Genomic DNA, 16,449 nt, shown 5'->3' with positions numbered 1-16,449 from the left:
CCATTACCAGCCGTAACGACGGATGTAAATTTTTTTCATCAGTTGCACAACCAGCATGTAGCCAAGCAAGATGAAAGGTAAAAATAAGAAATAAGTTAATGGTAAAGCTTGTAATTTTAAGTACTCAGCAAATGGCCCCATTGGTAAGAAAATACCAGCAGCCACAATGACCAAGGTCATGACCATCAAAGGCATTGCCGCACGACTTTGAATAAATGGTATTTTTTCTGTACGAATCATATGCACAATAATCGTTTGTGTTAATAAGCCTACGACAAACCAACCTGACTGAAACAAGGTTTGCTGTTCTGGTGAATTTGCATGAAATACAAACCACATGAGAGCAAAGGTCAAAATGTCAAAGATCGAACTGAGTGGCCCAAAGAAAATCATAAAACGTCCAATTTCATTTGGTTTCCAGCTTTGCGGTTTTTCAATCAACTCATCATCAACATTGTCAAATGGAATGGCGATTTGTGATACATCATAAAGTAAGTTCTGTACCAGCAAATGAATCGGTAGCATTGGTAAAAACGGAATAAAAGCACTAGCTACTAATACCGAAAAAACATTACCAAAATTTGAACTTGCCGTCATTTTGATATATTTCAGCATATTGGCAAATGTACGTCGTCCCTCTAGCACGCCTTCTTCAAGTACCATTAAACTTTTTTCAAGTAAAATTAAATCTGCTGACTCTTTGGCAATATCCACTGCTGTATCAACCGAAATTCCAATATCAGCACTGCGTATCGCAGCCGCATCATTAATTCCATCGCCTAGGAATCCAACCACATGCCCATTTTCTTTCAGCTGCATCACAATACGTTCTTTGTGAACAGGACTTAATTTGGCAAATACTTGTGTATATTCAACGGCAAATTTTAGTTCTTCATCAGTCATGTTCTCAACATGCCCACCTAAAAGAACATGTTCACAGTCCAGACCAAGTTCTTTGCAGACCTTTTGAGTAACAAACTCATTATCACCTGTAAGCACTTTGACCTTGACGCCATGCGCTGCCAATTGAGCTAAAGCAGGTGCAGCGGATTTTTTAGGTGGATCCAAGAAAGTTAGATATCCAGTTAAAATCAAATTACTTTCATCTGCGACAGAAAAGTCATCTGATCTACCACTAAAATCTCGATACGCGAGGGCAATAACACGTAAACCTTCAAGATTAAATTGGCGTATTTTTTCTTGAATCGCCTCAAGATGGTCTGGTGTTAATAACTCAATCTTGTCATTTATCTCTACATGTGAACAGACTTTCAGCATTTCCTCTGCCGCACCTTTAGTGATAATACGTGCGTTACCCTGTAAGGTTCTGACTACTACTGACATACGTCGACGCACAAAATCAAACGGTACTTCATCAAGCTTCTTAAATTTAAAATTTAGATCCTGTAAGTCTTGTGCAGCATGGTCCAAGATTGCAGCATCCAGTAAATTTTTCAGCCCTCTTTGGTAATAGCTATTTAAGTAAGCCTGTACCAATACACGTTGTGATGTCTTGCCATTTACATCGACATGTTGTGATAAACAAATTTTATCCTCAGTCAAGGTACCTGTTTTATCTGTACATAAAACATCCATTGCGCCAAAATTTTGAATCGCATCTAAACGTTTAACGATAACTTTTTTACGAGATAAAAATACTGCACCTTTGGCCAATGTTGAGGTCACGATCATCGGTAACATTTCAGGTGTTAAACCCACAGCTACAGATAAAGCAAACAGCAATGCTTCACTCCAATCGCCTTTGGTAAAGCCATTGATAAATAATACAACTGGCGCCATGATCAACATAAATCGAATCAATAACCAACTGACTTTATTTACCCCCATTTGAAATGAAGTCGTTGCACGATCTGCATGGGATACTCGGTGTGCCAATGCTCCAAAATAGGTTTGTGTCCCAGTATTCACCACCACCGCTTTTGCAGAACCAGACACAATATTGGTTCCCATAAAAACAATATTTTCCAGTTCCAATGCATTTTGCAGGGTATGATCTTTTTGATCAGCAAACTTTTCTACAGGAATTGATTCACCCGTCATCGACGCTTGTGAAACAAACAGATCTTTTGCAAAGATAATTCGACAATCCGCTGGGATCATATCTCCGGCAGACAATAAAATGATGTCACCAGGAACCAAATCTTGGATCGCAAGTTCAACCTGTTGAGATCCTTGAACTAGTTCGTATTGCATGGTTTCAAGGTCTGGATCATCCCAATCTACTTGACGAATCACAGTAGCCGTATTACTCACCATTGCTTTTAATGCAGCGGCTGCTTTATTTGACTTAAATTCTTGCCAATAGCGCAGTACCGTAGAAAGTACAACCATAGTTGTAATAATGATTGTGCCTTCTATATCGTCAGTAAAGAAAGCCACCAAAGCCAAAATGGTAAGTAAAATATTAAATGGATTGCGATAGGCATACCAAAGATGCTTCCACCACGACAGTGGTTTTTCATGCGCAAGCTCATTTAATCCAAATTGTTCTTGCCGTTGTTCAACCTGCTTTGCTGACAAGCCTTGCTCTGTTGTATTTAAATGATTGAGCAATTGCTCTGAAGCTACATAGGAAGCATTGATCAAACTTTGTGAAAGCTTTTTACTAATTTCACTGGCATAACTGGCTTGATGTAATTCTTTAAATGAGCGATGACGTTCAAATAAGTGTTGAATATGATATTTTTTGATGAAATTAGAAAATAAACGTTGCCATAGATTATGAAGCATAATGTTCTCCTTTTTTGGCAATAAAGACTTCTTCCTATTGAACAGGAATTGAATTAGTTGATTTTTTTATGAGCTTAAAATTGGTGAGAAACTCAGCTCCCAGCCCAAACCAGCGATCATGATGGCGGTCAAATCGATCTGCATAAGCCACTTGGACCCTGACAAAATCTTGAATCAACTCATAACCAAATGCGGTTTGAAAAAATACAGACTGATGATCTTGATTAAAGATTTCAGCACTGAGCGAAGTTTTAGCATTGATCCAATAATTGCTTGAAATTGCAGCTAAAACATACTGAGTATTGCCCTGATGTTCATAGGAGATGTTGCCATTTAAAAATAACCGATCATCCAGTAATAAATAAGTTACGGGGAGATTCACTTTCCAACTAGAGGGGTCATCACCATACATATTTCGGCTTATTGTTAGGGATGCGGCAGCGCCCCAACTATTCGATTCCACTGCTTTCAAATTACGTTTGAATTGACCTGATATCACATCATGGCGATTCTTATTTTGAACATGATCATCCAGCTGAAAACTTAATTCCAAATTTTTGGCGATACCACATACTGGAGAAAAACTGGAATTAACCTCCTGATGTTTATAAAAGTTTATATTACTTTCAAAATGGCAAGTATATAGATCAGCAACACTTGCATCATCTGTGATTAATACAGGATCTGCATATGCTGATTTATGAATAATAAGTAATAAAAAGCAGCCTGTAATCAGTGCTGTTTCTATCATACAAAGTTGATTGATTACCATCCGTAATCCTCATTGCTGAGGCGGTATGAATCTAAGTGCGCACAAAAACAAGCCAAAATTGAACTAATTAAAGTCAAAATTGAGCTGCTTCACGTCAAAATGGGGATGTAGTTTAAAATCAGATTATAACTGTCTCATTGCAAGACAGCTTTCCTAAAGGCAGTGCTCTCTTGCTCAGATACGAATAATGGCTGTATATAAACTACAGCGCCTCGATGAACAATTTGCCACTTAGGGTCTCCGCTAATTAAAGTTGCCGCAATTATAACCATAAAAATATTTAAAACAAGTGATTTCCAGCATAACAACGCCTATAAATGCCAGATTGATCATCATAATTTGAATTAAAATTCTTATATAAATTGAGAACCTGATGAGATTTTAAAATGATTTATCTTGGCACAGGCAGAAAGGAATTGTGAATATTCCTTAAATTTCGGCAAATAAAAACAAGCCCAATTCCAGTGAAATTGAGCTTGTTTAAAACGATATTTAATCTAAATGTTTTTTAAAATTAGGGTCTGTTGACAATTCGTCTACGTTTGCGACTACGTGTGTTTTTAGGCGATACTAGGCACGAAATACGAAATTTAGTCATTCTAAATGAGTAGTTCGTAACAACGTAGCGGCAAAAAACACACAAGTCCCGAAGGGTTGTGGCTAAAATTATCTCAGCCTGTGTTACGAAACTCGAAAATAGTCTCGCTATTCTCATTCATGCTTTACGAGGTATACGTCTCATGCTCAATTTTAGTCTACAACGCAAGCCATTTATGAAATGTCTACAGACCCTAAGCTTTGAGCTGAATATTTTCCAACTTTCCATCCAATGCTTCAATTAAGCTTTTAACCAAAGGCTCTTTTTGAAGCATTTCACTGGCACGATCATAAGCTCGAAGCTTACGCTCGTTTTGCATCATATACGGTGTGGTCGACTCAACTTCACCATATTGCACTGTAAATAGCGTATTCGGCCACTGCTGTTTTAATTTTGCCTCAAGGTCATGTTGTGCTTGGTTCAGTAATTTTTCATATTTTTGTGAAGTTTGAAAAATAGATTGACCATTCACATCCCCTGTCATTAATCCATGCTGTGCAAGTTCTTGAACAGCTGGAGAAAGTGAGCTATTTCTAAACCAATACTCCCATTTTTCAACCGTCCACTCACCTTCTAAGACCTGTAATTTTAAAGCAAGTATCTGTTGCGGCGTTTGTTCCTCAGAAGAGGATCCACGTTCTATTTCAGGGATAATATTAGAAACTTGAGCTGGAGTATCTGTTTGAGAATGAATAGGCTCAATCAATTCAATTTCAACATTTTGATCCTGATTTTCAGGTGCTAAAAAGAATACATCTTGATTTGGACTAGACGGAGACGTGGTATTTTTCGGTTGACTCAACTCAGCACCAAACAAGGTTAAACTTGGTTCTGCATTTTCTACGTCAATTTTCTCTTGAACAATTGGCGGCTGCGCTTCAACACCTTGACTATTATGAGCCGTTGCTTCAACCACAGTGCTTTGTTGTACTTCCTCAGCAAAGTCATCTAAATAGTCATCACTACTCGGTTCATGGTCAACACTTTGCTGTTGAGCTTGCTGATCTTCAACTTGGTCAAAAGCAGGGTCTAAATCACTCACTACATTCTGTGAATTGATCTCAACCTGCGCTTGCTGTACCTCCGCTAATGGCGCGTCAGTTTCTGATTGAGAACTCACATCCAAAGCTACATTTTGTTGTTCACTGTTTTTTTCAACAGGTACTTGCTGAGCCTGCTGTTGATGAGCTGGCTCTTGCTGAATCTGTGCTTGTTGCACAAGCCCCGTTTGAACAGATGCTTGATGCGGTTGCTGTGAAATAGCAACTTGATCGATATTCTGATTGTTTTGTGGTTGTTGAGCTTGAGAGACTACAATTTCATTGATTTGCATCGGTCTAAATGCCAGTAAACGCAATACTGTCATTTCAAAGCCTTGCTCTTGTGTTACTGCAAGTTGTAGCTCCGCTCGACCTTTACAGGCAATTTGATAATAAAGCTGTAAATCTTGTGCAGAGATAATTTTTGATAACTGCATAATTTTTTGATTAATTTCAGCACTGTATTTTAGACTTAAATCAGGCAAATATTGCAACATTGCCAACTCATGCAAAGTCGAAATAAACTGATCTAAAACCAATGAAACATCTAAAGCCTGTTGCCTAAATTGTAGTAATAATTGACTGACACGTGCATTTTGGTTTTGATGAATTGCCAAGATCAAATCATAAATGATGGTTCTATCAATCAAACCCAGCATTTCTTTGACATCTTGATGCTGAATTGCACCTTGACCATAGGCAATTGCTTGGTCAGTTAAAGACAACGCATCACGTAATGAACCTTGGGCAGATTCAGCAATTTGCCAAATCGCATCTTGCTCTGATGAAATTTCTTCTTTATTTAAAATATCTGTAAGGTGATGGGTAATTTCATCTACAGCCAATGGACGTAATGTAAATTGCAAGCAACGTGAAATCACCGTAATTGGTAATTTTTGTGGATCTGTTGTCGCAAATAAAAATTTTACATGTTCAGGCGGTTCTTCTAATGTTTTCAATAACGCATTAAAGGAATGCGTCGACAGCATATGTACCTCATCGATCAAATATACCTTAAATCGCCCTTGGGTCGGTGCATAAGGTACATTGTCGAGCAACTCACGTGTGTCTTCGACTTTAGTCCGTGATGCAGCATCGATTTCAATAAGGTCAATAAAGCGCCCTTCATTTACCGCCTTACAAGTTGCACAAACTTCACAAGGTGTAGAGGTTACCCCTGTTTCACAATTCAAACATTTCGCTAAAATTCGAGCAATTGTGGTTTTCCCCACCCCACGTGTTCCAGTAAATAAATAGGCATGGTGTAAACGTCCACGATCTAAAGCACTGGTCAGTGCACGTGAAACGTGATTCTGTCCGACCAATTCATTAAAGTTACGTGGGCGATATTTACGTGCAAGTACCTGATACATGGAAGCTCCTAGTTACAGGTCTAAGGATACTGTTTTTTTGCTGATTAGTGAATGAAGAACTGTAGAGTTATTTTTTATTAGAGATAATTCGATCAATTTCTTCTAATTTGACACTGTGCTCTACAACATAAAGTTTATCTATCTCTTAAATAGATTTAAAAATATACACTAGCAAATTTACTAAAAAAACACTGCCGTGGCAGTGTTGATTAAATCACAATTTGAGTTTGCTAAAGTTTTTCAATCGCTTCACCAAACTCATTTTTTCACACTGTAAAATCTAAATGTAAAAACAAGCGCATAATTTAAATTATGCGCAATATTCTAGACTGCTAGCTGTTCCTTTGCAGGTAAAGCGCGCCAAACAAATACAGATAAAACTAGGAACATCACACCCGAAATACCCAAGACTTTACTATGCGAATGAATAAACGCTTCAAAGGCAGCTTGTTTTACCTGTTGCATCAATGCAGGTTCTAATTGTTTGCTCAGCAATAATGCCTCACCAATAGAAGAACTTGCTTGAGCTGCGATATTCAGCGGTAAATGATCAGGCAAGATAATCGAATGCGCATAAAATATAGACAACAATAGTCCAAAAATCGCAATCCCAAGACCTGCACCTAACTCATACGCCATGCCTTCGATTGCACCAGCAGCCGTTGCTTTTTGTGGAGGTACAGCAGACATAATAGCTGCCGTGGAAGATAATAATGCGATTTCAACACTGATCCCCATCAGCACCATCCACACCCAAGCTTGAATATAATCGATGTCAAAATTGGTCATGGCCAAACCAAAGAAACATAAGGCACACATCAGCATCCCAACAGTTGCAACAGGTCTTAAACCATAGTGATTCATTAAAATACTAGTAAAAGGTCCACCAATACTGATTGCTATCATAAAGGGTAAAATAAACAAACCCGCTTCCAATGGGCTATATCCATACACAAACTGTAATTCTTGTGAAAGGAGTAGCTCAAAACCAACTAATGCAATCATAGCCACCATTGCCATCACAATACTGGTTGAGATCACAGGATTCTTAAACAGACTAAAATCAATCATCGGTTGGGTTGTTTTCAATTGATGGCGGATGAATCCCACTAACAATCCCAATCCAAGCACAAAAATCAAAATCATCCCTAGGCTAAACGCATAGATAGAGGTCTTAATCGAATAAATCAGCATTAAGATTGCAGTGACCAAAATGAGCGCTTGTAATAGATTTAAAGGTTGTTTGGTTTGTACTGCTTGCTTTGGCACCAGCCATGTCGTCAATACCAAGACCAAAATAATAATTGGCACGTTAATCAGGAAAACGGTTCCCCATGAAAAATGTTCCAGAATAAAACCACCCAACAGTGGACCAAAAGCGGCTCCACCACCACCGACAGTTCCCCAAATACCTAAAGCATAATTACGTTGTTTTTCATCTAAAAAGGTATTGCGAACACCTGCCAAGGTTGCAGGTAAAATCATGGCAGCGCCCACACCAAGAAATGCTCGGGCAGCAATCAACATATAGGCTGAACTCGCAAAAGCAGCCATGAGAGAAGCCACACCAAAAATACCAGCACCAATCAACATCAGCCGTTTAAAACCAATACGATCCCCCAATGCTCCCATGGGTAAAATCAACCCTGCCATGATCAGTGAATAGATATCTATCACCCAGAGCATTTCATTACTGGATAGGGATAAGGCAGCACTCAATGTTGGAATGGCAACATGCAAAACCGTTGCATCAATTGAAACCGGTAAATAAATTAAAACGATGATTGCCAAAATCACCCAATTGCGGTACATAACACACCTAATTAAAGTTGGACACTTGTTCAAGTTCCATCATTATAACCAGACTTGAACAAACGTCCAACTTTGTTTAATATTTGTTTTGTAAATTTTGTTGTATTAAAAGTGATGAACTATTTAAACCGAGAACAACGTCGTAATATGATTTTGGATGCAGCAAAGCGTGTTGCATTACAAGATGGATTGAATGGATTAACAGTGCGCCGTATTGCCGCAGAAGCACAAGTTTCAACAGGACAAGTACATCATCACTTTGAATCAAGTTCGCATTTAAAGGCCGAAGTTTTTATTGAATTGATGGATCAACTCAATGAAGTAGAAGATCAAATCAAAACCGACAGTAGTTTTGAACGTTTATCTCTTTTACTAGGTTTTGAAAATATTGAACAAACTCAACCCTATCTACGACTCTGGAATGAAGCTGAGATTTTAATCGACCAAGATCCTGAAATTAAAAAAGCTTATAATATTACGATGGAACAATGGCATGTTGCCTTGGTTACAGCGATTGAACATGGCATCGCCCAACAAGAATTTAAAATTGCTACAGCCAGCAGTAGCCAAGACATTGCTTGGCGGCTGATTGCTTTTGTTTGTGGTTTAGAAGGAATCTATCAACTTGGCTTAAAAGGTCTAGACCAACACTCGTTTAAACATCATGTCGAAACCATCTTGAAAATGGAGTTATTTGCCTAAGAAAATATAGATGGATCTATATGCCACTGTTTAAATTCCTTATTTTTAATTCTTTTGCACTATAAGACTCAGCCATCTAACCTTCTATGAAATTTCAATCGCTTTGACCTTAATATTTAGAACCAGCCTTTACTTCCCTTAAGTAAACCGTCGGCGCAACGTAATGTTTCTTGGGTCAGCCCCCAAAGACGATAATCACCGGTGATTGAACCAATGGCAAAATTATGGGTGTAGGCAAAACTAAGCCCTCGTTGCGGATCACACCACGCCCCAGAACCGTTATATCCAATATGACCAAAGCCTTGCTTGGCACGTTTCCCCATACTAATCACTCGGTGGTAGCCTAAACGCCATTTCATAGGAATTGGCATCACGCGATCTCGTTTAATCGATTGGATTTGACTTAACTCTGCAAATATTTCAGGGCGAATTAAAACTTTTCCTTCCCAAACCCCTTTATTTGCCATCATGGCATAAACTTTTGCAAGACTATTGGCGCTAAATACACCATTGGCCGCTGGAATAATCGCTTGAAGCCCTTGGTCACTAAAGAAACTAAAATCACGCATCCCTTTTGGTACCATGGCATCTAAAAAGTCTTGCGGATTTTGTCCAGTTAATTCAACTAATTTATCTGAAAATGACGTTTTATGGTGCTTAGTTTTGCTTTTACTGGATTTTGTTTCTGTTTTTTGTACAGGTGCTGCTTTTTGAATTAAACGCGCCACACGATTTAACTCAGCTTCAGGCACACCAAAATATGCACCATCAAGTTGTAGTGGTTCAACCAAATACTTCTGCATTAACTGTGTTAAAGATTGTTGCGTTGCTTTCTCTAAAACACCACCCACCAACCAGCCAAATGTTAATGCCTGATATGCAATATCGGTTGCTACAGCAAAACGAGGTGTGGCCTGCTCCATCACCTTGAGCATATGCTGCCAATCTGCCATTTCAACGGCACCAGCAATAATATTGCGAATATCGTATAAGCCACTTTGATGACTTAAAATATGACGCAGTGTCATATTCTCTTTACCATTTTGAGCAAATTCAGGCCAAAAATTGACTATAGGCGTATCGTAGTCTAAGAAACCTTCACTCACTAAAATATGCGCGAGTGTTGCCAATACACCTTTCCCAGTGGAATAACACACTGACAAAGTTTGCTCATCCCATTGCTCAGTTTTTGATTTTTTACCCGTATATATATCTACAACTTTTTCATTTTGAAAATAAACAGTTAAAGCAGCACCACCATTTTCGCTACGACCATCCTGCAAACGGCTAAATTGAACAGCGAGATCTTGAAAACGCTCATCCACATAGCCCTGATAATTTTTCGTATTCGCAAAAATAATGTCCGTTAAACTGCTCATTGCCCTATCCTATTTTTTTTAATCATAACTTTTTTAATTAAAAAAGCCTGAATCATCTCGACTCAGGCTTTATATTTTATCTTATAAAGCGTTAACCACACCAGAAACATGAGGTTTTTGTGATTTTTGATTACGAATCAAAAAGTCAGTTGTTTTACCTTCTTGCGCAGTTAAAAGCTCTACTGTTGAAGGTAAATACATCGGCAATTTAAACAATACATCTGCTTCATAAGCTTCTGGTAAGTTGAGCCCAGCAAGAACACGTGCCTTACTCCACATCCCATGAGCAATCGCTTGTTTAAAGCCAAATGCTTTTGCCGTCAATGCATGGATATGAATCAAGTTAAAGTCGCCTGATGTCATAGCATAACGACGACCAGTATTTTCAGGAACTTCCCAAACTGCCTGAACTTGATAATTTGGTTCTTTTTTATCTTTTGGTTTTTCTGCAACTGAACCATCAGTCTTTTGACGCGCTAAATAAGTGGTTAATCCTTGCATGACCACTTCACCGCCAACTTTAGCAGTCGTGATGAAATCGAATTGAACCCCTTTGTCATGTGGTTTTAACTCACCAAATTGACAAGATAAAGTTAGCTGTTCATTGACCCCAATTTTACGTGTTTGCTTAATTTGATTACGAATATGCACCAAGCCTAAAATTGCAAAAGGAAATGCTTCAGAGGTCATCATATGCATTTGTAAACTTTGCGATAAAACAGCTAAATAAATTGCGGGAATATACCCATTATTTTTAAAGCCACACACTTCGTTATATGCTTTTAAATGATTTGGATCAATTTTGAATGAATCAACCACATATTCAACTTGCGGTAGAACTTTTTCACCTTTTGGCTTTTTAAAAATTAAACCCTGAATCACTTTTGGATAAGCTAAATATGGCTTAGGAAGTTGACTAAAATGGCGAGTATTCATACTGGACCTTTGAAAAATTAATTCTTATTCAACATTTAAAAAATCCAACATTTCAGTTGGAAATTAACGGATGATACAGCTTAAGCATCCTGATTTCGTTCAAGAGAAAGCCAGCGAGAGTGTTATTTAAATACACAAATAATCTCTTCGCCATAATCCCCTAAACGAAACAGGACTTCACTTATGCGTGATTATGCACCCAATAAGCTTTGACCACAAACACGCACAACATTACCATTTAATCCTGTAGATGCTGAAGATGCAAATAAAGCAATTGTTTCAGCAACATCAACAGGTAAACCACCTTGACTCATTGAGTTCATACGACGACCCGCTTCACGGATTGCAAATGGAATTGCCGCTGTCATTTGAGTTTCAATGAAACCCGGCGCTACAGCATTAATGGTAATACCATTTTTTAACACAGGCGCAGTAAATTTCACCAAACCAATGACACCTGCTTTTGATGCAGCATAGTTGGTTTGACCTAAGTTACCAGCAATACCTGAAATTGAAGATACGCAAACGATACGACCATTTGCATTTAAACCATCATTTGACAATAAATAATCGTTAATACGTTCAGCAGCAGATAAGTTGATATTAATCACCAGATCCCACATCTCTGGCTTCATATTTGCCAAAGTTTTGTCACGTGTAATACCCGCATTATGTACGATGATATCTAAACCACCTTGTTGAGCTGCCGCAGCTTTGATTTTTTCACCAGCATCAGCAGCCGTGATATCAATTGCGAGCGTAGAACCACCGATTTCACTTGCAACACGGTCAAGGTCTGCTTGTTGTGGTGGAACATCTAAACAAATTACATGTGCGCCATCACGTGCCAATACATGTGCAATCGCTTCACCAATACCACGGCTTGCACCTGTAACAAGCGCAGTTTTGCCTGCAAGCGGTTTTGCCCAATCGATATCAACTACATCACCTTTAGATACGCGAATCACTTGACCCGATACGTATGCTGAACGTGGAGAAATTGCAAAACGTAAACTTGATTCCAAGTTTTGTGCAGCATCTGCATCAACCAGAATAAGATCAGCAGCAATTCCTTTCTTAAACTCTTTACCAACCGATTTAACAAACCCTTCTAATGCACGTTGTGCAATCGCTTGCTTAATCGTTGGTGCAGTTTCAGGTGTTAAACCAATAATAATTACACGACCTGATGTTGCAATTTGACGAGCAACAGGATTAAAAAACTTGTGTAGTTCATGTAATTGTTCTGAATTTTGAATCCCTGATGCATCAAATATCACTGCTTTAAATTTTGATTCTTTATCGCCTTCATTAAAAGCACCAACATTCAAACCAGATTTTGCCGCAGCTTGTTGTAACTCTGCGTTATTCCCTGCATAAGTGTTGGCATGAATATTACTAAGAACCTGCGCAACTTCACCAGTAAAATGACTCTTTGGAGCCGCACCGAATAATACAGCACCTTTAACGACAGGAGTGGCTGACTCAAAGCGGTCTAGCTGGATGGGTGATGGTAAACCTAAATTTTTTATGACAAATTTACCAATTGGAGATTTAGCAAATGCTTGGTATTGGTCAGACATGTTTCTTATCTCTCATCAAATTAATTTTGTATGGGGCTTAAGCTATCTTTTAACTGCAGTATAATCTCAGATATTTAGCTGTGTTGCGCTTTCTTAAATGGCTTGCGTTGTTCTTCGCGCAAGGCTTAGAGGAATCGTCAACAACGCTATCATCTCTATGACCCATAAGTTTCAGTTAAATCATACTTGAGTTGCCAAAATGATGACTTGACCTGAAAGAATATGCAAATGTCATTATAGTCAATTCGAGTCATAGCCAATTATGTTAATGTAAGCACTAAGAATATTGCGAACATGCTTGGAAAAGCCTTATGAGCAAAACAACTCAAGAAAATTCAAACGCTGAAAGCACTGTACAAGAAACTGTGTCAAATACATCAAAAGCTCGTACTCGTACGAGTAAAAGTAGCAACACAAATTCTACAAATGCCAATGCAGCCAACACGACTAAAAAACCGACTCGTGCACCAGCAGCTGCTTCACGTAGCAAAGCAACAGCATCGACGGCAAAAAAAGTTACAACAGCTTCATCTTCTAAAACTCAAACTTCTGGTCAGCAGGATAAAATTATGAGTCAAAACACTGTACGTCGCGTAGCAATTATTGGCGGTAACCGTATTCCTTTTGCACGTTCAAATGGCCCTTATTTCCGAGCGTCAAACATTGACATGCTTACTGCGTCTTTGAACGGTTTAATTGAACGTTTTAACCTTCAAGGTCAACGTTTAGGTGAAGTTGTTGCTGGTGCAGTTCTAAAACATAGCCGTGATTTCAACATGACACGTGAATGTGTTTTAAATACTCAACTTGCCCCTGAAACCCCTGCTTATGATATTCAACAAGCATGTGGTACTGGCTTACAAGCAGCTTTCCTTGTTGCAAACAAAATTGCATTAGGTCAAATTGAAGTGGGTATTGCTGGTGGTGTAGATACCACCTCTGATGCACCGATCGCATTTGGTGACGGCTTACGTAAAGCATTGCTTGAATTAAACATTGCAAAAACAGGTAAAGACCGTTTAAAAGCCTTAGCTAAAATCAATGTTAAAGACTTGATGGATGCGCCAAAAAATGGTGAACCTCGTACAGGTTTATCTATGGGTGATCACCAAGCGATTACTGCTTTAGAATGGGGTATTCCTCGCGAAGCTCAAGATGAACTTGCTGCATCTTCACATCAAAAAATGGCCAAAGCATATGAAGAAGGTTTCTTCGATGATTTGATCACGCCATTTATGGGTCTAGACAAAGACAATAACTTACGTCCTGATTCTTCAGTTGAAAAATTGGCTAAGCTTAAACCTGCATTTGGTAAAGGTGATACTGCAACAATGACTGCAGGTAACTCTACTCCACTTACAGACGGCGCTTCAGTTGTACTTTTAGCCTCTGAAGAATGGGCGAAAGCAAATGGTCATGAAGTACTCGCGTACTTAACATTCACTGAAACTGCTGCTGTAGATTTTGTCAATAAGAAAGAAGGTTTATTGATGGCGCCTGCTTATGCTGTTCCACGTATGTTGGCTCGTGCGGGTATTAAACTTCAAGACTTCGACTACTATGAAATTCATGAAGCTTTTGCATCACAAGTACTTTCGACCTTAAAAGCATGGGAAGATCCTAAGTTCTGTAAAGAACGCTTAGGTCTAGATGCACCATTGGGCTCAATTGACCGTAGCAAACTCAATGTTAAAGGTTCTTCTTTAGCTGCTGGTCATCCATTTGCAGCAACAGGTGGTCGTATTTTGGCAACTGCTGCAAAATTGATTAATCAAAAAGGTTCTGGTCGTGTACTCATTTCGATTTGTGCTGCTGGTGGTCAAGGTGTAACTGCAATCATAGAGAAATAAGTTCTCGGATTTTGCACGATACTTTCAAAAAAGCATCCTTCATGGATGCTTTTTTATTGCTCGTCAATCTACATGTCGCTAACAAGATTTTACATAGACTACTCTACTCAACACAAAAAATGGTTAGCCGAAGCTAACCATTTAAAATCTTCACTATTCTTAGGGAAAATAGTGTTGATTTTAGAAGCGATACCCCACACCAACATAAGTAATCAATGGATCTATATCAACTTTTGTCGTTGAATTAATCAGTCGCTTACCAGTATTCGCATCAACGACATCTATCTTAGCCTGATTGTTGAGTTTGGCATAAGAAACGGAACCCACACCAAACCAGTTTTCATTAATATCATAGGTTGCACCCAGACTTACAATAGGTGCAATTGCATCTGTCGTTTTAACTCTAACATAAGGATTTGCACTAGAAGGTTTACCATCCAACGCAGCCCCTGCTTTTCCATCTAAAACATTTTGGATCATATGTCCCGCTGCAACCAGATCACTTTTGATTTGTGAGTTCAACTTGATATCAGTGAAATGAGAGTACATCACTCCTACACCAATATATGGACGTAATTTGTTGACACCAGATTGACCAAATTGATATTGCGCTTCAAGCGCTGGTGTCCATGCACGCACTGATGCTGCTTTAGATTTGTTGCCTAAATTGGTGATTGGAATTGCTTGGTTTAAATCAATGCCATCTGGAAATAAAATTCCGACTAGGTCACTTGGCGAGGTGGCTAATCCTGTAAGGGGTGCCAAGATTTCCCCTTTACCTTTAATATCAACTTTTGGAGGAATCCCACCAATGAGCTGCAAAGAAACATTGTCGTTGATATAATAATTTAACATCAAGCCAAGCGTATCCACATCATCAACTTCAAGCCCTGTACCCTTAGCTTGCCAATTTTCCAAGCCATGAATATTTGCTGTTCCTGCGACCTCTGGCAAAATATTACCCTTACCATCAGTCAATAAGGTTTGCATAAAGGCATCATTAAGAAATTCAGTTAACACCTCTTTCTGATTAAATGGCACTCCGCCTAAGTCTTCTCCCATCGCGTTAGGATCAACTGAGTTTAAAAAACTGGTTGTAGAGATACTTCCAACTGTTGCATTAGTACCATTTTTAACACTGGTATTAATATTAAAGGGATTGGCTTTTCCTTGAGGCATGACATGTAACCAACCTGCCGATACTGAAAAGCGTTTATACTCCCCCGCAAAACTCATGCTAGTAATCGCGAACAATGAACTTGCTATGACAATATTTTTTAACGTTAATATTTTTTTCATTTTTTATCCTTAAAATATGAGATTACCGAACCGTGGCAACCTGTTTAAAAAACATACATAAAAAACAATATTTATGTATAAAATTCTGATCAACAGCATTTACACTCATCCGTAAAAAATATTGGTACTTTTATTTTTAAATTTTTTATACTACTTATTAATGATATATATCATTGTGTTATTTTTATCATTTAGCATAAATTAACAGTGCTGGTATATTTAAAAAGTCTATTTAAGCCCCTGCTGACCTATTATAGAAATATCAAATTTTTCACATAATTTTCACTTTTTAATTATTAACACACATTCTCATAAATTGATAATTCATTCTATTTTGATGGGTTTTAAAATTTA

General features: G+C 38.3%; 10 protein-coding genes. 2 read left to right on the top strand and 8 right to left on the bottom strand.

Going from position 1 to position 16,449, the window contains the following annotated elements; all coding sequences use genetic code 11:
- Positions 1-3: 3 nt before the first annotated feature.
- The 4 genes from mgtA to CQZ96_RS00925 all read right to left on the bottom strand — a co-directional run bounded on the left by mgtA (position 4) and on the right by CQZ96_RS00925 (position 8,346).
- On the bottom strand, positions 4-2,751 hold the full coding sequence (gene mgtA, locus CQZ96_RS00940; RefSeq protein ID WP_105713685.1) for a magnesium-translocating P-type ATPase: 2,748 nt from the start codon (positions 2,749-2,751) through the stop codon (positions 4-6).
- A gap of 34 nt (positions 2,752-2,785) precedes the next feature.
- Complete coding sequence (locus tag CQZ96_RS00935; RefSeq protein ID WP_105713686.1) at positions 2,786-3,523, bottom strand: hypothetical protein; 738 nt, start codon at positions 3,521-3,523, stop codon at positions 2,786-2,788.
- A 791-nt stretch (positions 3,524-4,314) separates the two neighbouring features.
- Entirely contained in the window at positions 4,315-6,534 is a 2,220-nt protein-coding gene (gene dnaX, locus CQZ96_RS00930; protein WP_105713687.1) for a DNA polymerase III subunit gamma/tau, read from the bottom strand.
- Between the two features lie 324 nt (positions 6,535-6,858).
- Positions 6,859-8,346, bottom strand: a complete 1,488-nt coding sequence (locus CQZ96_RS00925; protein WP_105713688.1) for a SmvA family efflux MFS transporter — start codon at positions 8,344-8,346, stop codon at positions 6,859-6,861.
- A gap of 114 nt (positions 8,347-8,460) precedes the next feature.
- Here CQZ96_RS00925 and CQZ96_RS00920 point away from each other — a divergent pair, with 114 nt between their 5' ends.
- Complete coding sequence (locus CQZ96_RS00920) at positions 8,461-9,048, top strand: TetR family transcriptional regulator (protein WP_004719539.1); 588 nt, start codon at positions 8,461-8,463, stop codon at positions 9,046-9,048.
- A 116-nt stretch (positions 9,049-9,164) separates the two neighbouring features.
- Here the strand turns inward: CQZ96_RS00920 and CQZ96_RS00915 are convergent, their stop codons facing one another.
- The 3 genes from CQZ96_RS00915 to CQZ96_RS00905 form a co-directional block, all read right to left on the bottom strand.
- Positions 9,165-10,427, bottom strand: a complete 1,263-nt coding sequence (locus tag CQZ96_RS00915; protein ID WP_105713689.1) for a serine hydrolase domain-containing protein — start codon at positions 10,425-10,427, stop codon at positions 9,165-9,167.
- Positions 10,428-10,508: 81 nt separating this feature from the next.
- Entirely contained in the window at positions 10,509-11,363 is an 855-nt protein-coding gene (locus CQZ96_RS00910) for a MaoC family dehydratase (RefSeq protein ID WP_056512797.1), read from the bottom strand.
- 191 nt (positions 11,364-11,554) lie between these two features.
- Positions 11,555-12,946, bottom strand: coding sequence for a 3-oxoacyl-ACP reductase (locus tag CQZ96_RS00905; protein ID WP_105713690.1), 1,392 nt, complete (start codon positions 12,944-12,946; stop codon positions 11,555-11,557).
- 311 nt (positions 12,947-13,257) lie between these two features.
- Here CQZ96_RS00905 and CQZ96_RS00900 point away from each other — a divergent pair, with 311 nt between their 5' ends.
- Positions 13,258-14,796 (top strand): acetyl-CoA C-acetyltransferase, encoded by a 1,539-nt coding sequence (locus CQZ96_RS00900; RefSeq protein ID WP_105713691.1) that lies wholly within the window; start codon positions 13,258-13,260, stop codon positions 14,794-14,796.
- 180 nt (positions 14,797-14,976) lie between these two features.
- Here the strand turns inward: CQZ96_RS00900 and CQZ96_RS00895 are convergent, their stop codons facing one another.
- A complete protein-coding gene (locus tag CQZ96_RS00895; RefSeq protein WP_105713692.1) occupies positions 14,977-16,095 on the bottom strand; it encodes an OmpW/AlkL family protein in 1,119 nt (372 codons plus the stop codon).
- Between the last annotated feature and the right edge of the window lie 354 nt (positions 16,096-16,449).

The sequence above is a fragment of the Acinetobacter sp. MYb10 genome (genome assembly GCF_002980175.2).
Lineage (GTDB): Bacteria > Pseudomonadota > Gammaproteobacteria > Pseudomonadales > Moraxellaceae > Acinetobacter > Acinetobacter guillouiae.
The sequence above is the reverse complement of the archived record's forward strand: the minus strand, read 5'-3'. Positions and strand labels throughout refer to the sequence as shown.

Coding starts and splice junctions, on each gene's coding strand:
- CQZ96_RS00905 (WP_105713690.1), bottom strand. CDS start 12,946: ATGTCTGACCAATACCAAGCATTTGCTAAATCTCCAATTGGTAAATTT.
- dnaX (WP_105713687.1), bottom strand. CDS start 6,534: ATGTATCAGGTACTTGCACGTAAATATCGCCCACGTAACTTTAATGAA.
- CQZ96_RS00915 (WP_105713689.1), bottom strand. CDS start 10,427: ATGAGCAGTTTAACGGACATTATTTTTGCGAATACGAAAAATTATCAG.
- CQZ96_RS00895 (WP_105713692.1), bottom strand. CDS start 16,095: ATGAAAAAAATATTAACGTTAAAAAATATTGTCATAGCAAGTTCATTG.
- CQZ96_RS00935 (WP_105713686.1), bottom strand. CDS start 3,523: ATGGTAATCAATCAACTTTGTATGATAGAAACAGCACTGATTACAGGC.
- CQZ96_RS00920 (WP_004719539.1), top strand. CDS start 8,461: ATGAACTATTTAAACCGAGAACAACGTCGTAATATGATTTTGGATGCA.
- CQZ96_RS00900 (WP_105713691.1), top strand. CDS start 13,258: ATGAGCAAAACAACTCAAGAAAATTCAAACGCTGAAAGCACTGTACAA.
- CQZ96_RS00910 (WP_056512797.1), bottom strand. CDS start 11,363: ATGAATACTCGCCATTTTAGTCAACTTCCTAAGCCATATTTAGCTTAT.
- CQZ96_RS00925 (WP_105713688.1), bottom strand. CDS start 8,346: ATGTACCGCAATTGGGTGATTTTGGCAATCATCGTTTTAATTTATTTA.
- mgtA (WP_105713685.1), bottom strand. CDS start 2,751: ATGCTTCATAATCTATGGCAACGTTTATTTTCTAATTTCATCAAAAAA.